Origin of the sequence: Vreelandella sp. 21, from assembly GCF_050995515.1 — a bacterium.
Lineage (GTDB): Bacteria > Pseudomonadota > Gammaproteobacteria > Pseudomonadales > Halomonadaceae > Vreelandella > Vreelandella alkaliphila.
Window position 1 is genome coordinate 3,639,637 of record NZ_CP194673.1, and the last position, 26,720, is coordinate 3,666,356.

Annotated in this window: 19 protein-coding genes; 7 read left to right on the forward strand and 12 right to left on the reverse strand. The window is 51.7% G+C overall.

The annotated features are described in order from the left end of the window. Positions 1-5: 5 nt before the first annotated feature. Positions 6-902 (reverse strand): LysR family transcriptional regulator, encoded by an 897-nt coding sequence (locus ACN06F_RS16510; protein ID WP_038478990.1) that lies wholly within the window; start codon positions 900-902, stop codon positions 6-8. 330 nt (positions 903-1,232) lie between these two features. On the opposite strand from ACN06F_RS16510, the gene ACN06F_RS16515 reads away from it, so the two are divergent. Next, a complete protein-coding gene (locus ACN06F_RS16515; protein ID WP_038486363.1) occupies positions 1,233-1,643 on the forward strand; it encodes a GNAT family N-acetyltransferase in 411 nt (136 codons plus the stop codon). 135 nt (positions 1,644-1,778) lie between these two features. Here ACN06F_RS16515 and ACN06F_RS16520 read toward each other — a convergent pair whose 3' ends face one another. The 7 genes from ACN06F_RS16520 to ACN06F_RS16550 all read right to left on the reverse strand — a co-directional run bounded on the left by ACN06F_RS16520 (position 1,779) and on the right by ACN06F_RS16550 (position 11,229). Further along, positions 1,779-1,985 (reverse strand): cold-shock protein, encoded by a 207-nt coding sequence (locus ACN06F_RS16520; protein ID WP_038478993.1) that lies wholly within the window; start codon positions 1,983-1,985, stop codon positions 1,779-1,781. Positions 1,986-2,337: 352 nt separating this feature from the next. Then, a complete protein-coding gene (locus tag ACN06F_RS16525) occupies positions 2,338-2,865 on the reverse strand; it encodes a hypothetical protein (RefSeq protein ID WP_433924341.1) in 528 nt (175 codons plus the stop codon). A 24-nt stretch (positions 2,866-2,889) separates the two neighbouring features. Further along, positions 2,890-3,729, reverse strand: a complete 840-nt coding sequence (locus ACN06F_RS16530) for a hypothetical protein (RefSeq protein WP_433924342.1) — start codon at positions 3,727-3,729, stop codon at positions 2,890-2,892. Further along, a complete protein-coding gene (locus ACN06F_RS16535) occupies positions 3,730-4,662 on the reverse strand; it encodes a hypothetical protein (protein WP_433924343.1) in 933 nt (310 codons plus the stop codon). After that, positions 4,659-7,529: a DUF1761 domain-containing protein gene (locus ACN06F_RS16540; protein ID WP_433924344.1), complete on the reverse strand. Its 2,871-nt coding sequence runs from the start codon at positions 7,527-7,529 to the stop codon at positions 4,659-4,661. Before ACN06F_RS16540 ends, ACN06F_RS16535 begins: the two co-directional genes overlap by 4 nt. Continuing rightward, positions 7,529-7,855: a hypothetical protein gene (locus tag ACN06F_RS16545; RefSeq protein WP_198349294.1), complete on the reverse strand. Its 327-nt coding sequence runs from the start codon at positions 7,853-7,855 to the stop codon at positions 7,529-7,531. Before ACN06F_RS16545 ends, ACN06F_RS16540 begins: the two co-directional genes overlap by 1 nt. A gap of 269 nt (positions 7,856-8,124) precedes the next feature. Further along, positions 8,125-11,229, reverse strand: coding sequence for a bifunctional diguanylate cyclase/phosphodiesterase (locus ACN06F_RS16550; protein WP_433924345.1), 3,105 nt, complete (start codon positions 11,227-11,229; stop codon positions 8,125-8,127). Positions 11,230-11,708: 479 nt separating this feature from the next. Here ACN06F_RS16550 and ACN06F_RS16555 point away from each other — a divergent pair, with 479 nt between their 5' ends. Further along, positions 11,709-11,855, forward strand: a complete 147-nt coding sequence (locus ACN06F_RS16555) for a PAS domain S-box protein (RefSeq protein WP_231657893.1) — start codon at positions 11,709-11,711, stop codon at positions 11,853-11,855. Positions 11,856-12,006: 151 nt separating this feature from the next. On the opposite strand, the gene ACN06F_RS16560 is transcribed toward ACN06F_RS16555, so the two are convergent. Further along, positions 12,007-12,894: a LysR substrate-binding domain-containing protein gene (locus ACN06F_RS16560; protein ID WP_433924346.1), complete on the reverse strand. Its 888-nt coding sequence runs from the start codon at positions 12,892-12,894 to the stop codon at positions 12,007-12,009. 124 nt (positions 12,895-13,018) lie between these two features. On the opposite strand from ACN06F_RS16560, the gene amaB reads away from it, so the two are divergent. The 3 genes from amaB (at position 13,019) to amaA (ending at position 17,386) form a co-directional block, all read left to right on the forward strand. Next, entirely contained in the window at positions 13,019-14,512 is a 1,494-nt protein-coding gene (amaB, locus tag ACN06F_RS16565) for an L-piperidine-6-carboxylate dehydrogenase (RefSeq protein ID WP_433924347.1), read from the forward strand. Between the two features lie 68 nt (positions 14,513-14,580). Next, positions 14,581-16,038 carry a Na+/H+ antiporter NhaC gene (gene nhaC, locus ACN06F_RS16570; protein WP_433924348.1) on the forward strand — a complete coding sequence of 486 codons (1,458 nt, stop codon included), beginning with the start codon at positions 14,581-14,583 and terminating at the stop codon, positions 16,036-16,038. A 55-nt stretch (positions 16,039-16,093) separates the two neighbouring features. Then, entirely contained in the window at positions 16,094-17,386 is a 1,293-nt protein-coding gene (amaA, locus tag ACN06F_RS16575) for an L-pipecolate oxidase (RefSeq protein ID WP_433924349.1), read from the forward strand. Between the two features lie 63 nt (positions 17,387-17,449). Here the strand turns inward: amaA and hglS are convergent, their stop codons facing one another. The 3 genes from hglS to ACN06F_RS16590 are packed head-to-tail and all read right to left on the reverse strand — an operon-like array spanning position 17,450 to position 23,186. After that, positions 17,450-18,811, reverse strand: a complete 1,362-nt coding sequence (gene hglS / locus ACN06F_RS16580; RefSeq protein WP_433924350.1) for a 2-oxoadipate dioxygenase/decarboxylase HglS — start codon at positions 18,809-18,811, stop codon at positions 17,450-17,452. Continuing rightward, entirely contained in the window at positions 18,808-21,936 is a 3,129-nt protein-coding gene (ydiJ, locus tag ACN06F_RS16585) for a D-2-hydroxyglutarate dehydrogenase YdiJ (protein WP_433924351.1), read from the reverse strand. Before ydiJ ends, hglS begins: the two co-directional genes overlap by 4 nt. Next, complete coding sequence (locus ACN06F_RS16590; RefSeq protein WP_433924352.1) at positions 21,933-23,186, reverse strand: 2-aminoadipate transaminase; 1,254 nt, start codon at positions 23,184-23,186, stop codon at positions 21,933-21,935. The genes ydiJ and ACN06F_RS16590 overlap by 4 nt, the downstream gene beginning before the upstream one ends. 456 nt (positions 23,187-23,642) lie before the next feature. Here ACN06F_RS16590 and ACN06F_RS16595 point away from each other — a divergent pair, with 456 nt between their 5' ends. Beyond that, complete coding sequence (locus ACN06F_RS16595; RefSeq protein WP_433924353.1) at positions 23,643-24,653, forward strand: TAXI family TRAP transporter solute-binding subunit; 1,011 nt, start codon at positions 23,643-23,645, stop codon at positions 24,651-24,653. Positions 24,654-24,809: 156 nt separating this feature from the next. Beyond that, positions 24,810-26,666: a TRAP transporter permease gene (locus ACN06F_RS16600; protein ID WP_433925131.1), complete on the forward strand. Its 1,857-nt coding sequence runs from the start codon at positions 24,810-24,812 to the stop codon at positions 26,664-26,666. The last annotated feature ends 54 nt before the right edge of the window (positions 26,667-26,720 follow it).

A 26,720-nucleotide genomic window follows, 5' to 3' on the forward strand; every position in this document is an offset into this window, starting at 1 on the left:
GTACGTCACTGCATCGCCATCATTAACTTCCACAAATAGTCGGCAGCGGGCGAAAGCCTTCTGCCGACTCTACGCACCAAATTGCCTTGGCTACTAGCGGCCATAGGGTGGTCAATGGGAATCGCCTTCAGCAAACCAGCGTTTACTTCGCTGCGTGCAGCAGCAGCCGTCATAAACGACACGCCAATCCCCGCACATGCCAACCTTCGAGACACCGAATGCAGGTTGCAACGATAGGCAGGCGTAGCCAACTGCCCGGCAGCACCAAATAGCGCATTCACGAACTGCTGCGAGCCCGAGGCATCCGGTAAAAAAATCAATTTGTGCTGTAATAACTCCGTGACCGACACGCTATCTTGGCGGGCAAGCCGGTGGGATGGTGCTACCAGCGCGCACAACGGCCCCCGCTCAAAAGAGTGCACTACTAACCGTGGGTCTGAAATGGGGCCGTAGGTAATAGCAATATCCACCTCGTCGCTGGCCACCATCTCATGGGGTTCTCGGGGGTAATAAATCCCTGTTTTAATCTCGATCAGCACGTCGGGATAATGCTCGGAAACACGGCGCATCACGTGGTTGATAAAGCTATCCACAAAGCCATCACCTACCGAGACTACCACCTTCCCCGACTGTAAATTGCGTAACCGAGACAGCGTATCTCCCAGCTCTGAATTCAACCGCCGCTGAGCAAGAAATCCTTCCACTACCAATTGGCCTGCTTCGGTCAACGTCACATGCCGCCCTTGACGCTCCAACAACGCCATGCCCAATTCTCTCTCCAACCCACGTACTTGGCGGCTTACCACAGAGGGATTGATATGCAGATGCTCCGCCGCCGCACGAATGCCACCGCAACTGCTTACCTCAAATAAGTAAAACGCACGTTTATCCAGTAGGGTCATGATGATCTCGTGTGAATAACCTCGTGCCGATGAGCTCGCACACCAGCTTTTTCAAACCAATAGCAACAAAATGCCCCTATCTAAGGCAGCTTGCTCCCATCTTTTTTATGCTACTTTCGAAATATAAATAATGTGATTTTATAGTGGCAGACCATGCGTGCCTATCTAAGCCAGAACGTGTGCCCTAAAACCTTATTAAGTCAAAAAATCACCCACACGCTCACATAAAGACATGGAACATGGACACAAAGAGTAGAATGAAAATTACTCTGAATGCGATAGGAGCATGCATCGTTGCAAATAGCTGAGATAACACCCTCTGAGGTGCCAATGGAGCTACTTCTTTTAGCGGATCCCTGCGAAGAAGCCATCAAAAGCTACCTATATCAATCAAGATGCTTCATCGCCTGTGCCAAGGGTTCGGTAGTTGGAGTTTGTGTTATCAAGCCGATTTCTGAGGGAGCACTGGAATTGATGAACATTGCCGTTTCACCATCGGTTCAACAGAACGGTGTTGGTACACAACTTCTCAGGCATGTTATCGAAAAAGTAAAGGCATCTGGTGCGCAACGCTTAGAGGTAGGAACGGGTACATTCGGCTATCAACTGACCTTCTACCAACGGCAGGGCTTTAGGGTTAATTGTATTGATAAAGATTTTTTCTTGAAGAACTACCCTGAGCCTATCATTGAAAATGGAATTCAGCACAAAGATATGCTTAGACTAAGCCTGGAATTTTAGCCCCCTCATAAGATAACGGTTAATAACTCAGCATATTCTTTTTAGACTACTCTATAAACAAACGCGAAAACCCCGCACACGGCGGGGTTTTTAAGCTTACCGACTTAGCCGGTAGCTAATATCTCGGTAGGGAGTTTATTCCACAACCTTGATATTAGAAGCTTGAAGGCCTTTTTGGCCCTGAGTTACGTCAAAAGAAACCTTCTGACCGTCTTGCAGGGATTTAAAGCCTTCTGCTTGAATTTCGGAGAAGTGTGCGAACAGATCGTCGCCGCTAACTTCAGGAGAAATAAAGCCGAAGCCTTTAGTGTCGTTAAACCACTTTACGGTACCAGTTGCCATGATCGAAATCCTCGATTTAGCGAAATTAATGCCGGGGAAATACCCGAGTTACAGAGGGTAGAACAAGAGACTTTCACCAGGCTCAACGCTAAAATGCTTCGATACTGCTGACAACGTTCGACTTGCTAACCAACTGCAATCAGTCTGCGCTTCTATATTACTTACGTCAACAGCTAATACCAAAAAGAGCTAAATAAGGTAACAACAGCCTCTATATTGAGGTGTTTATCCTGAACATAAAATAAAGCTTAATCATATATTGAGGATTTAAAACATGCATTACAGCAACTTACAAACTTATTGGCTGGCATATAGCCAGCCATTCTTTTAAAACAATTTTAAAAAATTTTCTTCAAACGCTTAAATCGCACATCAGCATGGCTTTTCCCACTTCTTCGTCAGTAATCAACTGCGCCTGATAGGGGCCGCTGTCATGGTTCACCAAGGAATAATCAACGCTTGAAAGCCTTTCCTGCACTTCGTCAATAGGCGCTGAAAACTCAACCAAAAGCACGCTAATGCCGTTTGAGTTTCCAAGATAAAAAACGAAGCTTTCAACTGGCAGGCCGTAGTACTCACCGTTTTTTGCTGCTAAACGGTAGCCGCTATAATCTCGGTTGCGCTCAAAGAAATCTATTTCTCCAAGAGCTTCTTTATAAACAGTCGGCAGAACAATCTCGTTAACCTCCGGGTAGAGAGAGCCATCTGGGTAAGTCACCAGATTACGGCGTAGTTCGCTCCACTCCTCAGATTGGGCACAACCGTCTTCCCACGACGCAAGTAAGGGCGTCCAATCTACTGTTGAGCCTGCCGCAGTGCCGCCGTAGAAAAGCGCGCACCCTAGAACTGTTGCAAGCAGTGGCTTATAGGTACGTTTCATTCGGTTCCCTTTTTTAATTTATATTTAATCGAACAGACTGGCAGGCACGGCGTCGGGGGCTCCTAGCTCAAGCCATTCTTGATGCTTTTGAATAAAGTGACTACCGCGTCTACTCAAGATATCTTCATTGTGAGTGCCAATATTAAACGTTATAGCACCAGCAGCTTCAGCCACTGACAGAACAGAATTTTTTGATACTTTACAATAACTTCCTTCCAGCGGTGTAAAAATCTGAGATAGTTCAGTATCTACAGATGAGATTAGGCCTCTACCTCCAGAAACAAACCACGCTTTGCCATGTTCGCCGTAAACGCTTCCACCAAAACGTACAAACAGATCAGCGAAGTGCAAGTACTTTGTTTCAGCGTCACAAGAAGCCGTATGAATATTAATTCCCGCACTTCTTGCCAAGCGTTCCATCAGCTCTTCGTTGCCGCTATCAATCACCGTAAAGTAACTAATGAACTCCATAGGGTCGACAGGTTCAGCACGGAAGCTATTGAGCAGGATTTGCTGTGTTCTTTCATCCCCTCTTAGGACAGCATCGTAAAAGCCCATATACAGCGTCGAGAAAGGCATTTCGATTCGAAATGGCGGCTCACCTTGGCTGACCTGCAGCGGGCGACACTCACTATCGAGTAAGCGTAAATTGTCACCGATCACGTCTCTCGCCCTGGGCGTCAGGTTTAAAAATGTTGCCACAGTTAACTGCAAAGGCTCAGACGTGCCTGCCTGCCGTTCATCGACATAGTCAGCAAATGAATAGAGCCGCTCATCGTCTTGGCAAGCAACCTGGGCGAATGCACTGGTGGGCAGTGAAAACAGCGATATTACCCCGGCGGTAAATAGGGCCTTAAAATACATTTACTGGCACTCCTGTGGCTGTATAGTGACGCGGCGACTGACATTAAAATAGGGGTTGATGGGGTCTTCAATGGTGGTTGATTCAGCCAATTGATAGCCATCTCCCTCCTGCTGAACGACTGGCCGCCAACTGCCTCGGCTTGAAATACCTTCTTCTCGGTAAAAGGCTTCAACCATTTCCCAGGCAATGTTTTTATCAACCACAATGTTGGCATTAGGCTCGGCTTGTTCACCTTGGCACTCGTTGGTATTTTCAACGTAAATACCTTGGCTAAACACATTGTCGTATATCAACCAAAACGCGTTTTCTTCCATCACGTTGCCTAAGCTGCCGACAAACATGCGCGCGACTTGTTGAATAGTGTCAACGTTCTGGCCTAATAACCGATAGTGGTCGCCATCTAATAGATAAAACGCCCAGAACCAACGCGCATCAATCGCCGCTGCTTTGGTACCGCGCAAAAATTCCATGTGCGCGCTTAACTCTGGTGTTTGCCTTAACTTAGAAAGCAAGATGTCGAGATGCTCTTCAAAGGGCAGTACCGGATGGCCAATTAGCTCCCCATCAAAGTAATAAACAGGGTTACATTCCATGCTCGCAATCACCATATTGCGTGCTAACAGCGTTTGAACGTTCTCACCGGCAAATAGAAATGTGCGTAATGTCACCTGGAGAGGGTCCATATCGTCGCCATTGGCTAATGCCTGCAAGGTTCCCCGGGGGTCTTCCTGTAAGCGAATATCATCGCCGTATTGGCAACCATATTGGGCACTTTCCTGGGCAATGTAATATTGCCAGGCTTGCTTTTGCTCTTCCGTTAATGCTGATTGTGCGAAGGGCTCGACCACCAAATCGTTAGCATGCGCAGCAGAGAGTGTTGTAACTCCGACCGCGATGGCTCCTGCCCATGTCAGCGCTTTTTTCATGATCATTCATGGTTCCTTGTCACTATCACGTCTAGCGTTTGGCCCGCCCCACTGGCTGGCAATTGTCCCGCTCCAAAAACGCCATAGCGTAAGTCGTGAGTTTGTGAAAAGGTGGATACGTCGGTATTGGTATGGCTGTGATGAACCACTAGCCAGTCTCCCTTGGTCAGCACGCCCTGAATGCCCTCCAACGCAGCTTCCGATAGCGTTAAGGCTTGAGGACGATAGCCGACACCCCTGGCGCGCTCACGCAGGCGCTGAACGTCTGCCAAGCTCATACGACGAAGCTGGCTATCCCCTTCTGCTTGGGGCTCGCCATACTCAGGCCCGAAATAAGCAAGGCCATACTGACGTTCATTCCGCGCAAAACAGCTAAGTACCTGTGGCGTACTGGCGGCAGCGGTAAACCGATGGGCCCCTAGCACATCGGCAATTTGGTCGGCCTCACGACGTACTGCATGACAATTAACTTCGCCCAAGAGCGTAGGTTGGAAATGCACCCATAACGCGATGCCATCTTCATTTCGCTGGATAACACGAGCAAAATCAGCTGCAAGAGGAATACTAACGGGGCGTTTCGCAATCGCGTTGCTACCACAGTCGCCATGCCTGGCGGCTCGCCACTGAAGACTATTTACTCGACTAATATCCATCGCTCTTGAGAAATTGGTGAGGCAGGTACCTTCGCCAGTGATCACCGGAGAACGATGGATCGCCCAGTTGCCGTCACTGAGCTGCTGGACATCAATAAGTGCCGCGTGATGGGGCGAGTTGTTGCGTAGTGTTGATAGCTGGCTCTCTAGCGATGTGGAGACGTCTAGATGCATCACACCTAACGGCCTCCCGTTCTCTGGCAACGCCACATGAGTGCTGTTTTCTTCGGCGGCAGAGGGAGAATAGGGAGAAGCCGATGGCTCAGCTGGCCTCTCCACCGCAGCTTGTTCAACAGAGCCAGATGTTGTTGCTTCACTTTCCTGGTTATCACTTTCAAGACGCTCTATCGCGTTGGAATGCCCGCTTACCAATGGAGGCGCAAGGTAAGCAGCGAAGCGCCCTAACGAATAGATCACTGGCTGGGTGTGGATTACCCAGGTGGCAAATAACGCGCCCCCCGTAGTCATTGAGCGCTGAAATTCTTCGTTAAAATAACGGTACGTTGGGGTTTGCGTCACCGCCGCACTACTCAACATAGGCACCGTTACAACAATCACCAACCCACCCACTTTGATCGCGTGGGGTAACCAGCGATGTCTGGAACCCATGAGAACAGGAATACTTGCGGCCAAACCAATCGCATTCACTAACGCAAAAAACAGTGAAAAGCCCATCGCAATAGGTGGCACAATAAGTGCTCGAACGTACTGTTTACCCTCTTCTTCTCTAGACTGACCATTCGCGAGCAGTTGAGCGTCATCATATAACCGCTGACGCTCCGCCTCGGCATACGCTAAATAGTGCGGTAACAGCACCTGGTCTCTGAACTGCTCTGGCGTCAGGTCTAACGTGATGACCATCTGCTCATCACGCGGTTGTAACGCCTCGTGTAGTTGATCCTGAATTGGCTGAGAGGCAATAAAGGCGTCGGCATTCAAATCAAGTGGTAGCGATGCACCTAAATGTTGTTGCATGGACTGATCTGCTTGCTCGCCTATCTCGTGAGACTGCTCTGCAATAATCGCCTCAAGAAATCCCTCCCGGTCATTCGCGCGCCAATCACTGGGTAGCTCAATACCCTGTGCCAGCATTGCTTGCCTTACCTGAGCAGCAACGTCATCACTCGCCACGAAGTGTTCGTAAGAAGCAGGCGCACCTAAAACGGTGGCTAGCTTCCCATTCAAATGCTCGTAAGAGAGGTCTTCACAGCGCTGAACGGTTCGTTGTTCCGTAACGAAGCGGTTACCACGACGAACATTTTGGGTCGCGACTTCGGGTGCATAACACCAGTCCGTCGGGGCAATATACTGTCCCAGGTTATTAACGACTTCTTCGCGATAGATCTCTTCAATTCGGACAATACACTCATTTCTGAAACGGCCAGTTTCACACTGCTGCCGAGCATTAAAATAGGTTGCCAAACTGCGCTGTAGTGTTAGCACCTGGCGAGTGAAAGCCTCTTCGCTTCCTTCTACTTGGTTATTTCGCCATTGACTTAACAGGTCTTCTTGCACATCTAGCCACGCTTGCTCAGCGTAGCTGGAGATCTCTTGCTGGGCCGCCCAATAATTATCCGAAATCGTTTTATACGCGTCCCATGCACCACGAGTAGACTCTTGTAGCGTTTCATAGCCTTGGTAGCTTTCAGGTAGCTCCTTACTCGCTTCATTTGTCGCCACTTGATGGATAATACGCTCTGCCTCTGCCTTGAGATCATCAACAAAGGCGGGAGAGACAAACGTCATCAGCCCTAATACAGAAAGAAAGCTACGCGTATGAGGTGAATCGAGATCTTCTTCATCAAACGCAATACCTTCCAACTGCAGTGAGTTAGTGGCAAGACCCCGTTTCATCAGCAGAAGATGCTGAGCATCCATGCGCTGCTCGGCAGAAGTGCGATCAATCAATACATCAACTAAGATGCGCTGGCCAAAAAACATAACAGGGAAGCCAATGGCAATCGCCAGCGTCACCTGCTTTATAAACAACTTGGTTGGCTTATTTTTTAATGTGATCAGGCGTAGTAGCAGCAAGCTAAGTCCGATACCCGACAGTATCCGCCCCTCTAGCTCTAACGCTCTAATGTCGCCGTTCGATAAGCGGGCAACCGATGCATCTACCAAGCGGCTGTTAAACGCCAATTCATAAACTAAATAGGCAATATTGAGTGTGAAGAGCAGCCAAAGCCAAGCCCTCCCATTTTTTAAGTAATGACGCATTATTCTCTTTGTTCGCTTGGTATCGTGATAATGACGGGGGCTGTTCGAGGCGCTGTTACCACTGTCGTTCCGCTACCTGTTTTTAATTGACCGCGCTCTGGCAGCGTTACAACGATAGCGCTGCCTTCAAGCGATACCAGGGCGCCCGTTTGATTCAAATAAGCGCCCTGTTGAATAAAAAAGGCCTGTTCTTCATCAACGCCACGGGCAGCATCATCAGGCAGAACGGTGCCTTCGATGACTAAGGGAGTGCGGGGTACTGCGCTTTGCGAGGAGGGACAATCAGCTTCATCACGACATAACAGCTGTGCAGCGAAATCATCCAAGCTATCTGCATAAACTGGCTGGCTATAATAGCTTTGAACGCAGGAAAAACTGGCTAATATGCCGAAAATGACGGCTGTATTTCGGCATGAAAACACGCTCACTCCCGCTATCGAGTTTTTTGAAATATTAATTATTATTTATAATCACAGACCCGCCCTGTATAAGTCAACGCTACTTTTCAGTTAAATTAACATTTTATTTCCTTTTGCTAATTCATTCTGATGGACGTTTATATCCTGTCGTAGCGCTGTCTTCTGGCCGCTAGCTATCAGGTAAGGTTGAGTTCTTTGAGCATTTTTGAGGGATGTTCGTACCACGTCTGCAACGCCTTTGCCGGCATGGGACGGGCGATACCGAATCCTTGCAACAAATGGCAGCCCATTTCTGTCAGTCGTTTGACGTGAGCGTTACTCTCAACCCCTTCCGCGACGACTTTTTTATTGAATCGTTTAGCCAGATACACAACGCTCTCAACAATGGCCAAATCATGATCGCGCTCCAACATGTTGATAACGAAGCTGCGATCTACTTTAACCACATCCACAGGCAGATCACGTAGATAGGTCAGCGACGAATACCCCGTACCAAAATCATCCAAGGCAACGTTCACCCCTAGCGAGCGACAGGCACGCATGACCTGTGTCGCGGCTTGCAAATCGTCCAGCGCAGCAGACTCCAGTACCTCAAGGCATAGCAGTGCTGGCGACACATCTGGGTGTGCGGCCAACGCACCCTGCAGCGTATCGAAGAAATCGGCTCGAGTGAGTGACTGGGGGCTTAGGTTAATGCATACCTCCAGCATGATGTCGCTGGCATGCCACTCCTCCATCTGCTTCAGCGCTGTTTCGAGCACCCATGCATCAAAGCTCAGTTCTAGTTCGCTACCAGAAATCGCGGGTAGAAACTGACCGGGGGCCAGCAGCCCGCGCTCGGGGTGCTGCCAGCGGATCAGCGCCTCCACACCGGTGACCTGCTGAAAGACTGGGTCAAACTGCGGCTGGTAAAAGAGCACAAACTCATCTGCATCAAGTGCACGTGCAATTTGTCCGCGCCGGATCTGAAGGTCCTTAAGCTCTTGTTCGCGCTCAGGATCGAATAGGACGAAACGATTACCACCGGCCATTTTGGCGCGATACATCGCTTGGTCGGCGTGACGTAACAGGGTGTCAGGATCATTGTGATCAGCAGGAAAGAGAGTAACGCCTAGGCTGCCAGTCAGTCTCAGCGGCGCCTTATCTGTACCCCCTAGTTCAGGCATCGTCAATGGTTTCGTAACCTGTTGAAGTATAAGATTTAAACGCTCAACACCACCCTCAAATCGGTGCAGCAGAAAAGCAAACTCATCCCCCCCAATACGAGCGATAAGATCACCTGACCCTAGCGCATCGACTAATTGTCCAGCCAAAACCACCAGGATTCGATCAGCCCCCGCTCGACCAAATCTCAAATTGAGTTCCTGAAACCCGTCTAAGTCGAGTACCGCTATTGCCAGGGTTTCATCTGGCTTGCTGCTATCAAGTGCCTCATGCATAAGCTCAATCATGTGGCGGCGATTAGGCAGCGCGGTCAGGCGATCCACATACCCCGCTCGAAACAGCTCATCCGCATGCTGCTTGATGCGCGTCAGGTCGGAAAAAACGGCAACATGATGGGTAGTGTCACCAGTTTCATTGCGTACCACTGAAATTGACAGCATCTCTGGCAATGGATCGCCGTTTTTGCGTCGATTAATCACCTCACCCTGCCAATATCCCTTCTCGTTCAGCGATGCCCACAGTGACCGATAGAAGCTAGGCGTTTGGCGCCCTGACGATAAGACCCGAGGGTTCTTGCCAAGCACTTCGTCACGGGTATAGCCGGTAATTCGTTCAAATGCTTCATTAACCTCAATAATGCGGTTATCGCTATCCGAGATCATGATCGCTTCACGACTGCTAGAAAACACCTTGGAGGATAGCTCCAGGCGCTTCCAGGCTTCGTCGTTCTGACGGCGCAAGCGTAAGCCGTGAATCAGTTGACCAAGTGGCCGGAGCAAAGGCTCAAGCAACGTAAGCGTTTCATTGCTATACCCCTTAGCACAGTTGGCAAGTCCCAGCATAGCAACCATCTCGCCTTCCACCGAGACAGGCAGACACAACAGCGTATCGAGGGAAGGATGCCCTTTAGGCAGTCCGCCACGCCTTGGATCATGGGAAGGCCGATTGCTAATCAGCGGCTTGCCAGTACGCAGAACATGACCATAGAGTGAGTCTAACTGAGAGAACACTAAACCGTGCGCTTGTGCCTTACGGTAAAGTGTCCGTGAAGCGTCGTCCCAACTAATATCAGTAATGGCGTGGGTCTTAAGAAACGGCTCTCCGCTCTCATCCTTAAACACCTCACCAATAAACCCGTATTCACTCTCTGTTAGCGACAGCAGCGCCTCTAGCGCACCTGAAAACGTATCAGAAATATTATCTCCAGCAATAATGCTCGCTTGCAGGCGAGTGATTAGATCGTCGATACGGTGACGCCACTCAAGTTCGTGTTTGTTCCGCTGAAGGAGCGTAATGTCCTGCAGGGTACCGGCAATATGACGGGCAGGCACCGTATCGTCGATAGAGGCACCCGTTAACTGTACCCAGGTAATCGCCGTTTCGCCGGGGGCTTTCAAACGTAGGCAGGCGTCAAAAGGAGTGCCCTGATGAATGATTCTCCCCAACCCGCTTTCCAGTGTGTCGCGATCTTCAGGCAAATAGTGACTTGCGAGCTCAAAGCGGCTACTAGGTGTTAACGGCGAAGCGCCATGCAAGCGTAGAAACGCCTCATTACTCCATATCGTATTGGAGCTTACATCGAGCTCCCAAACACCCAGCCCCGCGTGATTAATAAGTCGCTCAAGACGCTGAAGCCGCTGCAATTCCAGATGACTCATGACCTGGTGGGCTAAGGTCTGCAAATGACGCTTATGCTCGTCACCTATGGCCCTTAGGCGGTGATCTATCAGGCACAGCGTGCCAATAGAAAACCCGTCGGGCGTCACTAGCGGCGCTCCCAGGTAGTAGCGAATATAAGGCGGGCCGGTGACTAAGGGATTATTCTGGAAACGGGCATCCACAGTGGCATCCACCACCTCCAAAAGCTCGTTTTCCAAAATAGTATAAGCGCAGAACGAGACGTCACGGGGGATATTGGCAATTTCGGGGCCCACTTGGCTCTTGAACCACTGACACTCTTCTTCAACCAAGCCGATCAGCACAATTGGAACGTCAAAAAACTTGGCGGCAGAACGAGTAATAGCATCTAAAACAGCGTCAGGAGCCTGGTTATGACGGATATAGCGCCACATCGCACGCAAACGGTCTGCTTCATTCGGTGGCAATGGTGCAACCATTAACACTCCTCAATGAAACAGAGCTGAAGGTTTGCTAAGGGGCAAAATAATGACGGCCTGAACTCATGACGCATGGGAGACTTCCTTACATTTTTTTTGGCGTCTTTTAGTATCGGCAAGCAATGCAATAGCTTTAGTCGGATATCGCGAGAATTAGCATAAAGGAGGAGCAATTTTACGTTGCTATCACTTATGTTTAGTTACATGGTACGAGTTGAATAGCTACGCGTCAGAATTAAACATAAATACAGTCATACGGCCCTTGAGCCTCATGCATGAAAAGGGCGCGTTATGCACCATGAATTTCCGCTACTAGAAGGCCCAGCAGGAAATCCACGAGCTGACCGCCGCCGGAGCGCCACTCACCACAACGCTGGTCGCGCTAATTGAATAGGCAAAATTGATGCTGCCTGACGCGCTGGTTTACATTATGCGCTTCGATCCGGCGCACACTTTCTGAGTGGCACCGCTCCCTGTTTGTGAATCACCCTGGTGGCGTTTATGAATTTGACCTTAACGGACACTTTCAACGCTGCAATAAAGCACTTGAAAGTATCACAGGATACCCAGCATCTCATTTAATAGGGGCACATTTTAACCCGTTTATTGCGCACTCCTTTCAATAACCTACCCAGCAACAGCAAGAAGACCTCACTCGCCGCCACTGTGACCTACTCCAAGGGTACCTATTCGCACGCCCCATGCCCTTAGAAGAACTAAAGCGCCTGCCCGACTATTTACCCGTCGCCCTAACAACTAACAACTAACAACTAACAACTAATCCAAACGAGCTCGTATCCACTCAATAAAAACGCGCAGCTTATAAACGTCGACCATATGCTCTGGGTAGGCCATGTAGTAAGCATCCTGGCTTTTAAGCGAGAACTGCCAAGGAATGATTAACTTCCCCTCATCAAGCTCTTCCTGAGCAAGGAATTTTGGCACTAGGGCGACGCCACAGCCCGCGCGGGCAGATCTTAACGCCATATAGAACGTATCGAATCTTGGCCCATGGTAGCTGTGCTCCGTATATAGATCTTGTGCTTCAAACCAGTCATGCCACCCCTCGGGCCGAGTAGAAACCTGTAACAACACCATGCCTGTTAAGTCTAATGGGTCGCGAACGGTTGTCTGCTCCATGGCGGAAGGCGCGCAGACAGGCACCACCTCTTCATCCAGCAACTTTATACACTCAGCCCGCGGCCATACACCATGGCCAAAAAAGAACGCCGCCTCTATGCGCTCTTTTTGCATATCAAACGGTTCGGTACGGTTAGAAATATTGAGATTAATATTGGGATGTTTAAAGCGGAACCCGTTGAGTCTGGGGATAAGCCAACGCGCCCCAAAGGTGGGTAACGTGGCGATATTCAGTACATCTGCCTCTACGCCATAAGACTGCATATAACGCGTAGACATTTCGACTTGGGCTAGTATTTTACGCGCTTCGCCAAGATAGACCGCCCCCTCTGGCGTCAGGTGCAGGCGCTTTCTCACCCGCCTGAATAACGGATGTTGCAGCGTTACTTCCAATTGTGACACCTGCTTGCTCACCGCACTTTGCGTCAGGCTCAGCTCATCCGCGGCCCGCGTAAAACTGAGGTGCCTCGCCGCTGCCTCAAAGCAATTCAAGCTGGTCAAAGAAGGTAAGTTTCGACGACGCATGGCAATCCCACTTGGTGAAATTAAGGAATGATGTTTTTCACAAACATCGTTTGATGAGCTACCGCAAGCTTGGCAATACTGGCCCTGTAACCAATTTACTCACAACTTAATATTTGGTGAAGCAATGATTCATTCCCTGATGGAAAAAATGGGCGTCGCAAAAGAACAGTATCAAGGCGGCGACCTGATTGTTACAACGCCGATTGATGGTAGCGAAATTGGTCGTCTTACAACGGCTTCTAACAGCGATATTGAAACTGCTATTGCGAACTCAGAAAAAGCCTTTCAAGCCTGGAAAAGCGTGCCTGCCCCCCGTCGTGGTGAATTGGTGCGCCTGTTTGGGGATCAACTGCGCCAGCACAAGGAATCACTCGGCGAGCTGGTCACCTGGGAGTGTGGCAAGATTCTCCAGGAAGGGCTTGGCGAAGTTCAGGAAATGATCGACATTTGCGACCTTGCCGTTGGTCAATCTCGCCAGCTTTTTGGGCTGACCATCGCTTCCGAGCGCCCCGGTCACCATATGCGTGAAAGCTGGCATCCGTTAGGCCCGATTGGCCTAATTACAGCGTTTAACTTTCCCGTCGCCCCTTGGGCATGGAATTCAGCCTTAGCGCTGGTATGCGGCAATAGCTTGCTTTGGAAACCTTCCGAAAAAACACCGTTAACGGCGCTGGCCTGCCAAGCACTGTTAGAGCGTGCTATTGAAGAGTTCGGCGATGAAGCCCCCGAGCACCTGAGCCAAGTGGTTATTGGTGAGCGTGCCGCTGGCGAGCAGTTGGTCAATGACACTCGCGTTGCGCTGATCAGCGCTACCGGCAGCACCCGCATGGGTCGCGAAGTAGGCCCACAAGTGGCAGCGCGCTTCGGTCGCAGCATTCTTGAGCTGGGTGGCAACAACGCCATGATCTTAGCGCCGAGCGCAGATCTTGATATGGCGACTCGCGCCATTCTCTTCTCTGCGGTAGGTACGGCTGGGCAACGCTGCACGACACTGCGCCGCTTAGTCGTTCATGAATCCATTAAAGACGAAATCTTAGCGCGTCTTAAGAAGTCCTATAGCGCGGTGTCTATCGGCAACCCGCTTGAAGGTAACTTGGTTGGTCCACTAATTGACCATCAAGCCTTTGATGCGATGCAAAGCGTGCTGGCTAAAGCGCGTGAACAAGGTGCGAAGGTGTTCGGTGGCAACCGTGTAGAGATCGCCAACAGCAACGAAGGCTACTACGTCGAGCCTGCCATTGTTGAAGTGACCGAGCAAAACGATCTGGTCAAGCACGAAACTTTTGCGCCCATTCTCTATGTCCTCACCTACAAAGAGCTGGATGAGGCCATTGCTACCAATAATGACGTTCCCCAGGGCCTGTCATCGTGTATTTTCACCACCGATGTTCGCGAAGCCGAAACCTTCATCTCCGCGGTTGGCAGTGACTGCGGCATCGCCAACGTCAACATCGGCCCTAGCGGGGCTGAAATTGGCGGTGCGTTTGGGGGCGAGAAGGAAACCGGCGGCGGTCGCGAGTCCGGCTCCGACGTTTGGAAGAGCTATATGCGTCGCCAAACTAACACCGTGAACTACTCTCGTGAACTCCCACTGGCCCAAGGCATTAAGTTCGACTAACCCTTCCCCTCTATAAGGGCCCTTCCCTGCAGGGCCCTTACTAAAAACATAAAAAATGAAGGTGATGTATGCGTGACGATGTCCAAATCGGCCCGACGCCGGGCCTCGCGATGGCGCTATTACCGCTGCTGGCCACTACCGCCATTCTAATTCTGCAATTTTTTATCTTCTCTGACTTTACCCCGCATATTCCTTTAGCCTTCGGGATAATGATTTGTGCCCTGTGCGGACGCATCCGTGGCGTACCCTGGCAAAAAATGGAAGCCTCAATGCTTGAGGTGGTTAAGCTGGGGATGCCCGCTATTTTTATTCTATTAGCGGTCGGTATGGTGATTGGCACCTGGATTCTTTCCGGCACCGTTCCCACGCTGATGTATTACGGTTTTCAGCTGGTTTCACCCTCTTACTTCCTTGTCGCGACCTGCGTCATTAGTGCTTTGGTATCCCTTGCCACAGGCACGTCCTGGGGCACAGTAGGAACGCTCGGGCTTGCCCTAATGGGCATCGGCGAAGGGCTGGGCATTCCTATGTATCTAACGGGCGGGGCGCTGGTATCCGGTGCGTTCTTTGGCGATAAAATGTCGCCCTTATCAGAGACTACCAACCTAACCCCTGCCGTATGTGAAACCGATTTATGGAGCCATATACGCAGCATGATGGCCACCACGGTGCCCGCTATGATTGTCGCGCTGGTGCTTTATTTATGGCTCGGCACTAGCTATGGCGGCCAGCTTGAACGAAGTACCGATATTGCAACGTTTCGTCGGGCTCTTGATGACACCTTTACGCTCTCCTGGGTAACGCTGATTCCGCCTTTTGTTGTGATCGGTTTAGCGCTTGCCAAATTCCCACCTTTCCCGACTATTTTCACCGGCGCTGCGATAGGCGGCTTAGTGGCTATCGGCGTTCAGGGCGAAACCGTTCATGCCGTGTTTGATGCCATGCAAAATGGCTTTAGCAGCGATACTGGCAATCCGGCGATTGATGCTCTACTCAGCAGTGGCGGTGTGCTCTCCATGACCTGGGTGGTAACGCTAACGTTCTTCGCGCTGGGTTTTGCTGGCATGTTAGAAGCCTATGGCACCGTTGACGCGATTATTAAGCAGCTCATGCGGCTCATTAAAGGTCGCTTCAGCTTAGTGGCAACAAGCTCCGGCACAACGCTGGCGGTAAGCACTATTATTGGCGATGTTTATACAACGCTGGTGCTGCCCGGTCGCTTGCTGAAAGGCCAGTATCAAGCCATGGGCTATAAGACCTCGACGTTGTCACGCACCATTGAAGACAATGGCACGCTCTCCTCGCCGTTGATTCCCTGGAACATGGGCGGTGGATTTGTGTCCTCGACGATTGGCGTACCCACGTTAGCATATGCGCCCTTTGCATTTGCTTGCTGGCTATCCCCTTTATTCGGCCTGCTGTGGGCGCTAACTGGCCGCTTTATTCCTCGTGAATCCCCCGAGAGCGCGGCTGAAAACTCGCCCCATACACCTCAAAACAACTACTCCTCCCAACCTACTTCATAGCCATACAGGGTCGGCCTATGGCCGACCTGCGCTTCTTTTCAGGAGGTACTATAAGATGCAAACGACCCTCTCCGAGCGCTGCCTTTGGCTGCAAACGAGCGCGGAAACCCCAGTACACTATCCTGCGTTAGCGAACCAGGAAGAGGCCGAGGTCTGTGTTGTTGGTGGCGGTATTACGGGTCTGTCCACCGCGTTACATTTGGCCGAAAAAGGCATCAAGGTAATTTTGCTGGAGGCGGGAGATATCCCCACGGGTGGTTCAGGCCGCAACGTTGGCCTGGTTAATGCCGGACTTTGGATTCCACCCGATGACATCGTGGCCGCGCTAGGTGAAGAAAAAGGCGAACGCGTTAATACTATTCTGGGCGGCGCCCCAGCAAAAGTATTCGACATTATTGAGCGCTATGCCATTAAATGCGATGCAACGCGCACAGGCACCCTGCACCTTGGCCATAACACCAAAGGCTGCCAAGAGCTCGCACGCCGCCGGGACCAGTTACAAAACCGTGGGGCGCCGGTGACGTTAATCGAAGGAGAGGCATGCGAGCGGATGACGGGAACCTCTCAGATACATACCGCGCTGCTTGATAAGCGCGCGGGCACTATCAACCCCTGCGCCTATACGCGAGGCCTCGCACGTGCGGCAGCGGATCTTGGGGCCACTCTCTACTGCCAAAGTCCCGTAACAGGCATCGAGCGACAGGAAGACCGCTGGCGGGTATTAACTCAAGATGGCAGCGTGACCGCGAGCAAAGTCGTCATGGCGACCAATGCGTATACCGAAGACGACTGGAATCAAGTTCGACAACACTTCTTTACCGGCCACTATTATCAACTGGCGTCAGAACCCCTGACGGGCGAAGCCGCCGATGCGATACTGCCAGAGAAGCAAGGCGCTTGGGACACTCGCACGGTACTTAGCAGCATTCGGCGAGATAAGGCAGGCCGCTTGCTGTTGGGCAGCCTGGGGAAAGGTGAAGGCAAACCGCTGGCTTACTTAACCCGCTGGGCCGATACCATAAAAGATCATTACTTCCCTGGGCTCGGCAACGTTCGCTGGGAATATACCTGGACAGGTAAGGTCGCGTTCACACCGGACCACACCTTACGTATTTTTGAACCGGCCCCTGGGATATTGTCAGCCACTGGCTATAACGGACGCGGCATCACTACCGGCACGGTGGTCGGCCAAGGTTTTGCCCATTACATTGCAAACGATGATGACAGCCTGCTGCCGCTGCCGCTGTCGCAGCCCAAACCCATCAAAGCCCGCCCGCTTTGGAGCTGTGCCTATGAAGGCGGTTTCTCGCTATATCATGCGGGTCAGTGTCTACGGGTGCTGATCTAGGGGCATTACTACGTAACAAAACGGCAGCACATTCCTGTGCTGCCGTTCTTTATAAACGAAAGATTAGCTTTTTAAACTTGCCAGTACCTTCGCTTTAGAGGCATTTTCACGCTCTGCATAGAGCGATAGCTCATCGGTCACCTGGGCACCCAATGCCTCTTCAAAGGCATCGCGATTGGCATTCCCAGCATAGGCTTCGCTCTCTGCACCACCCAGGTTCGACTGGAAAATACCCGCCGCACTCACTGGTAGAAAGTCTTCATAGGTAATCGGCTGTGCTTCCACCAGCCCTTGGGCGATTAACGCCTCAATATCGGCATTGCCAACGTCTTTGGCGGCCTGACCTTTCTCGGTCAGATGATACTGAAAATACGCTAACCCCTCACGCCGCATGGCCTCGTCGTTATCAGGGAGCTTGGCAAAGACGTTTTGCATAACCGTTTGGTGTGCGTCGTTATCCAACCCTGTGGTTTGCTTGCGGCCTTCCGTAAGCAACTGGTCATAAAGCGCACGGCCTTTCGGTGTTAGCGCTACTCCACGCTGCTCAATTTCGCCAAAGCGAGCGGTGTGAGTACCTTGCGCGTCACCGGCAAAGCGGATTGATTCTTCCAATGCTTTAAAGCTGGTCTGGCGCAGCAAAATGGGGCACTCACGACGTGGCGGTCCTTCAATGACGGCTTTGGGATTCATGCCCATCTCCGGCATGCGGCGCTGTACTTCGTCGATATCCAGGGTGCGTGGCGTCAGGTGATTGATATGCGGCCCACGGAAGCACACCACATCGGCAATCAAACGGTGCTCATCATGTAGCGCTTGGTAAGTCTCCAGATCGACCGTCGCATCCTGGTGCCAACGGAAGGTTTCCAGCGCTTCTTTGACGAACTGGTCGGCTTCTTCGCTGGTTAACCCACCCTGGGTTTCATGACGCTCAATAAGTTCGCGCGCCCCTGGGGTAAAGATATCGCGCTTAGCCAGAATTTCTTCCGAACGCTGGCGCAGCGCTTCGCTTTCAATAAGCTCTAAACGCAGCAGCGAGGTAAAAACACGGAAAGGGTTCATCGCCAGCGCATCATCGTCGATAGGCCGGAAGGCGGTTGAGTGAACCGGTACGCCCGCTTCTGAAAGGTCGTAATAGCCCACCGGATACATACCCATCACAGCAAACAGGCGGCGCAGCATGGAAAGCTCTGCAGCAGTTCCCACGCGAATAGCCCCGTGGCGCTCTACGCTCAAACGGGCCAATTCGCCCTGCGCTTCCAGGCGGCGATGCAGTTCAGGCTGTTGACTAAGTGTTTCTTGGTTAACGCGCTCGACAAGTTCAAGCAGCGTGCCGTACTGCGGCACTTCGGCTTGATACATGGCCGACATTGCCTTAGAGAAACGGTCACGCACTTCATTGGTTGAAAGAAGGCTCGGCTGAGTCATTTCGTTGCTCTCTCTTGCATATTGTTGGGATAAGGATGAGATACCGACCTCAATTGCGCCAATAGCGCTTGAAGCGGATGTAGCAAAGTTTGCGCTGAGTAGCGCTTCACCTGGCTGCGACAGGAGTAGCCGGTGGCGAGCAGCTTGTCCGCGTTTTCCTCGGCTTCCACCTGGGGCTGCCAGGATTGGGCATAAATGGTTTTGGAGGTTTCGACATTACGGGTTTCATGCCCGTAAGTGCCCGACATGCCGCAACACCCTGTGGTGGCTAACTCAAGCTCTAAACCAAATGCCGCAAACACCTGCTGCCAAGCTTTGGGGCTGCCTGGAGCGTTGGTCTTTTCGGTGCAGTGGGAAAGCAGCTTAAAGCCAGGATCGGTTAGGTTCAGTGGGCGAGGCGCTAGCGTGTTCATACGCGTGGCCAACCACTCTTGCAGCATGAACACCTCGGGGACCTGCTCGGCACCTAAGACTTTCACGTACTCTTGGCGGTAGGTCAGCGTCATCGCCGGGTCGATGCCCACCATCGGTACGTCGAACTCTGCCAACGCCCGCAGGCGCTTGGCCTGTTTTTCCGCCGTACGCTCGAAGGCGCCTAAAAAGCCCTGCACTTGCAGCGGTTTGCCGTTGGCAGAAAACGGCATCACAAACACCCGCAGGTTCAGCCGCGACAGCAATTCCACCACGTCCATCACCAGCTTGGCTTCAAAGTGGCTGGTGAAGGCATCCTGGACAATTATCACGCTGTTGGCACGCTGCTGCTCGGTCAAAAGTGCCAGCGAGGTGGGCGTGGCTTCGGCAACGCCCCAGGCACGCAGCTGCTTTTTGACGCTAGCGCGGGAAAGCTGCGGGGAGTCGCTCATTCCCAGCCCTTTACGCATCAGGCTATCGACCCAGCGCTGGCTGAGTAGGGTGTTATACAGCGGCGCTACCTTGGCAAGCGTGGGCAGCATAAACTCAGTGCCACCGATGATGTAATCGCGCAGCGGGCGTAAATAGCGGCCGTGGTAGACCTCTAAAAACTGCGAACGGAACTGTGGCACGTTGACCTTAATCGGGCACTGGCCGGCACAGGATTTACACGCCAAGCAGCCCGCCATGGCGTCGTAAACTTGGTGAGAATAGTCGTGGTGCTGTTTGCGGCTGAGCGTATTGGCGACGCGCAGCGGAAAGCTTTTCATAAAGCCCCAGCCGTTTTCGGCTTTCTTTTTGCGCGACTCTTCCACTACATCGATCCCAGCCTGGGACTGCAGACGCAACCACTCACGCATTAAGCTGGCACGGCCTTTAGGCGAATGCACACGGTCGCGGGTAGCCTTCCAGGAAGGGCACATGGGGTCATCAACATCATAGTTATAGCAGGCGCCATTGCCATTGCAGTACACCGCTGCGTCGTAGGCCTGCCACGTCCGCTCATCAATGGTGCGATCCAACTGACCGCGCAGGGTGACGCCATCAATCGTTAATAGCTCTGGGTCACTGTCTTTGGCGATTAATTCGCTGCCTTCAGCGGGCGACGCAATCTTGCCGGGGTTTAGCTGGTTATGCGGATCAAACGCGGCTTTAACGCGCTGCAGGCTGGGGTAGAGCTCACCAAAGAATTTGGGGCCGTACTCCGAGCGCACGCCTTTGCCGTGCTCGCCCCATAACAACCCGCCGTACTTCTGGGTCAGGTCAGCCACTTGATCAGAAATCTCACGAATCAGTTTTTCCTGTTCGGGATCTTTCATATCCAGTGCCGGGCGCACGTGCAGCACCCCCGCATCGACATGGCCAAACATACCGTAGGAGAGCTTGCGGGCATCCAGTGCGGCGCGAAACTCACTAATAAAGTCAGCCAGGTGCTCTGGTGGTACGGCGGTATCTTCGACAAACGCAATTGGGCGCTTTTCGCCCTGCACATTGCCCAGCAAGCCCACCGAGCGTTTGCGCATGGCGTAAACTTTTTGGATCTGCGGACGGCCTTCCGCCAGGGTGTAGCCTAAACGCTCTACCGTGGGGTCTTGGCTCAAATGGTCCGTGAACGCCCGCACCCGTTCTGCCAAGCGTTCAGGATCATCGTCATTAAACTCGATCAGGTTAATGCCACGAATTGGCGTGCTGCCGGTGGCGGGGAAAAACGCCGCCACGCTGTCCCAGACAAAGTCCTCCATCGCCAGCTGCAGCACGGTGTCGTCAATGGTTTCAATCGAGGTGGGGCGTGCGCTGGACGTCATCAATGCCTTGGCATCGCGTAGCGCGTCCATAAAGCTGGCGTAACGTACATTGACCAAAGTGGCGTGCTTGGGAATCGGCAGCACATTGAGCACCGCTTCATTCAAAAAGCCCAGCGTGCCTTCCGAGCCACACAGTAGGCTGTTCAGGTTCAGCTGGCCTTCTGCTTCCCGCAGATGCGCCAGATCGTAGCCGGTTAAGCAGCGGTTGAGCGGCGGAAATTTCGCCTCAATCAGTTCACGCTGTTGGTCGATAATTTCAGCCGCGGTGGTATGCACGCGACCTAAAATACCTTCGTGCTGGCACTCAGCCTGCTCTTCGTCAGCGCTAAGCGGGCGGCTATGCAGGTGTTGACCTCCCAGCAGAACCGTATCCAGCTCCAGCACGTGATCACGGGTTTTGCCATACTCGCAGCTGCCCTGGCCGCTGGCATCGGTGGAGATCATGCCGCCGATGGTGGCGCGGTTAGAGGTGGACAGTTCCGGGGCGAAAAACAGCCCATGGGGCTTCAGCGCCGCGTTGAGTTGATCCTTCACCACGCCCGCCTGAACGCGCACTCGCCGTGCTTCTACATCAATCGCTAGGATCTGGTTCATATGGCGGGAAACGTCCACTACGATACCGTCGGTCAACGACTGGCCGTTGGTACCAGTACCGCCGCCCCGAGGCGTGAGCACGATATCGCGGTGGGGCAGCTCAGCAGCCAATTTAGCTAGGCGCTCAAGATCTTCCGCGTGCTTAGGAAACACCGCCGCCTGGGGCAGGCGCTGGTAAATCGAGTTATCCGTTGCCAGCACCGTGCGGTTGGCATAGTCAGGGGCAATCTCGCCTTCGAAGCCACGGGCGCGCAAGGCGTCGAGAAACGCCACATAGCCACTTCGCACTGCCACTTCGCTGACCATTGCGATCATGCCTTGAGCGTCTCCAGCGCCTGCTCGATGAGCCCTAGCCCTTCTGCCATGACGTCTGGTTCAGTGGTCAATGGCGGCAATAAGCGTAAGACATTACGCTTGCGACCACTGGGCATTAACAAAACGCCAGCATTACGTCCCGCGACCAACAGGTTAGCTAAGTGCTCTCCCCCCGTGGCGTTTTCGGTGTCTTCAAAGACGATACCGCGCATCGCGCCAACACCGGTCATGGCTCCTAGCATGGGAAAACGCTCGCTTGCTTTCCAGCGTTGGTAAGCACTCACAATCGCCGCTTCTTGGGCATTACCCCATGCACTTAGCGCCTCGTCTTGCATGATATCCATCACTGCCAATGCAGCTGCACAAGCCACGGCATTACCTGAATAGGTGCCTCCCAACGCGCCTTTGGGTAAGGCATCCATTAACTCTTTACGCCCTACTAGGGCGGCAAGCGGAAGACCTGAGGCAATACTTTTTCCTAGTAAAAGCAGGTCGGGTTCGATGCCGAGGTGACTAAAACCAAAGCGTTTACCGGTTCGTCCGAAGCCTGATTGGATTTCGTCACAAATCAATAAAATACCGTGCTGATCGCAGATTTCCCGCAGCGCTTTAGCAAACTGGGGACAAAGTAAGCGAAAACCGCCTTCCCCTTGAATGGGTTCAACGACGACACACGCCACTTCACTGGGGGCAATTTCTACGTCAAATACACGCTCTAGGGCCGCCAGCGACTGTTCAGCGGATATCCCACTATCCTGGCTAGGAAACGGCAGGTGATAAACCGGGCCAGGTAGCGCGCCTAAACCGGCTTTGTAGGGCTTAACTTTGCCGTTCAAATTGAGCGCCGCCAACGTGCGGCCATGGAAAGCATCGTCAAAGGCAATCACGCCCTGGCGACCCGTGACACCACGGGCAACCTTCAGAGCATTTTCAGTCGCTTCCGCACCACTGTTCGTCAACATACATCCCAGCGGATAAGAAACCGGCACAAACTGATCAAGTCGCTCTACGACAGAGAGGTAGCCACGGTGCGGCAAGGCATTAAACGCTGAATGCATAAGGGTATCGACCTGAGCCTTGACGGCCTCGACCACCGCTGGATGGCCATGCCCCAAGTTAAGCACACCAATACCGCCAATAAAGTCGATATAACGCTGTCCCGCTTCATCCCATACCTCTGCATTACGCCCTTTAGTAATGCAAACGGGATGGAGGATGCCTAATGCACTGCTGACGTTGGGAAGGTCCATCGTCGTAAACGCTCCTGAAATTGCCAAATGTTCCCTTATCAAACAGGTTCAAATAGCAGATCACAAACGAAAAAAAACGCTAAATGCATGCCCAATAGGAATGCATAGAAAATAGCCGATTGATTTAAAAGCGGGAACGGTCGCCGCCTAGCACAGGCACGCGTTGCTGGCACCTATGACACTAAAAAAGATAAAAAAATATTAAAAATAGCATCACGCCGAACGTACTGACATAAATTGCAAACCATTGATTATGAAAAGTATTTATTAATGCTGAATCGCATGACAAAATGGAATGCGTACGCAACTTAATTTCTTTTGTCTGTCAGGCTGCATACGTGAACAATAGCCAGCTATTTTTTCGCGCCATTTTCACTGATCGATCCCCAGACGGTCGGCTTGCGAGAATTGCTAAGCAGAATTTTATTATAAATAATTTAATTAGCAGGAGTTAACATGAAAAACATTACTTCTAAAGTGCTATCACCAAAAGTGCTATGTGGCGTAGGTGCGACTCTTCTGTTGGCGGGTTGTGGTGGCGACAGCAAACCTAATATCGCTATTGGCCCCCCTGCCAGTACCACTCAAGGCGTTTCCCAACTACTTTTTGATGCCTACGGTATTGGTAGCGATAAGTACAATACCTATCAAGAAGGGTTTGGTGCTGCACTCGATGGTGTGCAAGATGGCAACATCGATATTTCTATCGGTATTCTTGGTTTACCTTCTGGCAGTATCGAGAACTTACAAGCCTCGAGCGGCGATGCGCGCCTAATTAGTTTAAGCGATGACGCTATTGACTATATTGAAGAGAACAGTGCCTATAAGCGCTTTACGATTCCCGCTAATAGCTATGCTTTTCAAAGTGAAGATGTAAACACTATTACGGCCTATGCTATTTTAGTTGGTAACACAAATACTATTGATGAAGACCTGGGTTATGAACTAGCGCGTTTAATGCATGAACATGCTGAAGAAAACACGCACTCCCAATCTGCGTTCATTACCCTTGAAAATGCACTCAATGGTTCAGAAGGTCTCCCCATTCACCCCGGTGCTAAAAAATATTACGAAGAGCAAGGCCTCACCGTAAATAACCCGGTTGCGGAGCTTGGCGAAACTGAAGCCAAAGAAGAGTTTATTTTAGGTACCGGTAGCCAAGGCGGCACTTACTACCCACTAGGCGGTGAGATGGCCACCATTTGGAACCGTTACCTGGAAAACTATAACTTCACCAATATTGAAACTGGCGCTTCAATCGAAAACTTAGTGAGCATTCGTGATAACGGTATGGATCTCGGAATGACCGTACACGCACCGGCACAAGATGCCGTTGCCGGACGCGGAGAGTTCGAAAGTGGCGCGATTGATAACGTCGCCTTTATCGGGCACATCTACCCTGAAGTCATTCAGATTATCACCCGTGAACGCTCCAATATTGACAGCCTAAGTGATCTAACTGATTGATGTTCCCTTTTCGCCGCTGGCTAAGCCAGCGGCGTTATATGTATGAGGTTTAATCGTGGATAAAAAAAAACTCCTGACGAAGCGGCGCTTTTAGAAAAGTATGATCGTGAGTCACAAGTACGTTCTGCACTACAGCTAGGCAAGTGGGGCTGGCTGATCACCCTCATGGGTGTATCACTGACGTGCTTTCATCTCTATACCGGTTATTTTGGTACGCTACCGTCACAGCAGCAAGGCGCCGTCCACTTAGGGCTTGCCTTGGGGATGATCTTTATCTTATTCCCTGCAACGCGCGGTGCGGGCAGGCGTAATGGCGTACCGTGGTACGACGTAATACTCGCCTTCGTAGCCACCTTTGCCGCCTACTATAAAATCCTGTTTTATGAAGAAGTCCTGCGTGCCAGGATTACGGGCTATTCAGCCGTTGACCTAACGATTGCCGCACTCGGCGTGCTGTTTGTACTAGAAGCAACTCGCCGTACTGTTGGTATGCCAATTGTTGTCATGGCGACGTTGGCAATTCTCTATGCGCTGTTTGGCAACTTGATCCCCAGCCCTTTGCTTTCTCATCCGGGCTTCTCTCTTGAGCAGGTGTCTCCCTACTTATGGTTTAGGGAAAGCGGTGTTTTTGGTACGCCCCTGCAAATATCGGCGCGCTTTATCTTCTTGTTCTTGTTTTTCGGCGTTGTTCTGATGCATACCGGCGTCGGCCGATTCTTTAATGACTTAGCCTTTGCGTTAACCGGGCGCTTTACGGGTGGGGCTGGCAAAGCCGCCGTTATAGCAAGTTCGCTTCAGGGTATGATTTCGGGAAGCTCTATCGGCAACACCGTGGCTTCTGGCTCTTTCACCATTCCTATGATGAAAAATGCCCGCTTCAAGCCCGAAGTAGCAGGAGCCGTCGAAGCGTCAGCCTCTACCGGCGGGCAGATCATGCCGCCCTTAATGGGTGCTGCGGCTTTTATCATGGTGGAGTACGTGGGCGTCTCTTACCGCGAAATCATGTTCTCGGCGCTGATTCCCGCCATTCTCTATTTTGCGGGTATTTTTATCGGGGTGCATTTCGAAGCCAAACGTCATCGCATTCTCGGCCTTCCCAAAGATCAATTGCCCAGCAAACGTAAGCTCATACTGTCAAAAGGCTACATGTTGCTGCCTTTGCTCGTCATTATTACGACTATTAGCGTTGGCTTTACCGCTCAACGAGCAGCGCTACTGGGTATCGCATGTGCGTTTGCTGTCAGTTTGGCGCGCAAAGAAACACGCCCTTCGTTAAAAGATATATTGGTTATTTTTGAAAAAGGGGCGCGCGTGGCACTGCCAGTGATCGCAGCGGTCGCTTGCGCAGGCATTATCGCTGGCGTGGTAGGCATGACAGGAATGGGGTCAAAGTTTGCTGCTGGCATTATTAGCTTAGCGGATGGCGTTTTGATACTTGCGCTGTTGTTCACGATGATTGCCTGTATTGTCTTGGGCATGGGGTTACCCACAACAGCAAACTATGTGGTCACTGCTACGATTGCCGCACCAGCGCTGATTAATGAGTTCGGCCTTCCGCCAATGGCAGTGCATTTGTTTGTCTTTTATTTCGGCATTATCGCCGATATTACACCTCCCGTGTGTTTAGCCGCGTTTGCAGGTGCGGGCATTGCACAAGCCAACCCCATGAAGACCGGCTTTACAGCAGTTAAATTGGCGATTGGTGCGTTTATTATTCCTTATGCCTTCATTTATAATCCTGTGCTGGTATTAGTCGAGCCTACGCTGCTAGGTCTTTTAAGCGCGTTGTTCTTTTCACTCGTAGGGATTATGGGCGTCAGCAGCGCACTACTCGGTTACTTTGTGCGTGATTCCTTCTTCGGGGAGCGTCTGGTACTGTTAGTCGCAGGGCTTGCCATGGTGGTTCCCGAGTTGCTAACCAGCGGCTTAGGCTTGCTTGCCATGGTGACAGTGGGCTGGCTTCAATCGCGCCGACCTGATAAATCCCAGGAGGCTGCAACGCTCGCCCAATGAGCCACTATAAAAACCTAGCTTCCCCCCGGCGCTTAGTCGCCGGGGCGGCTTTCA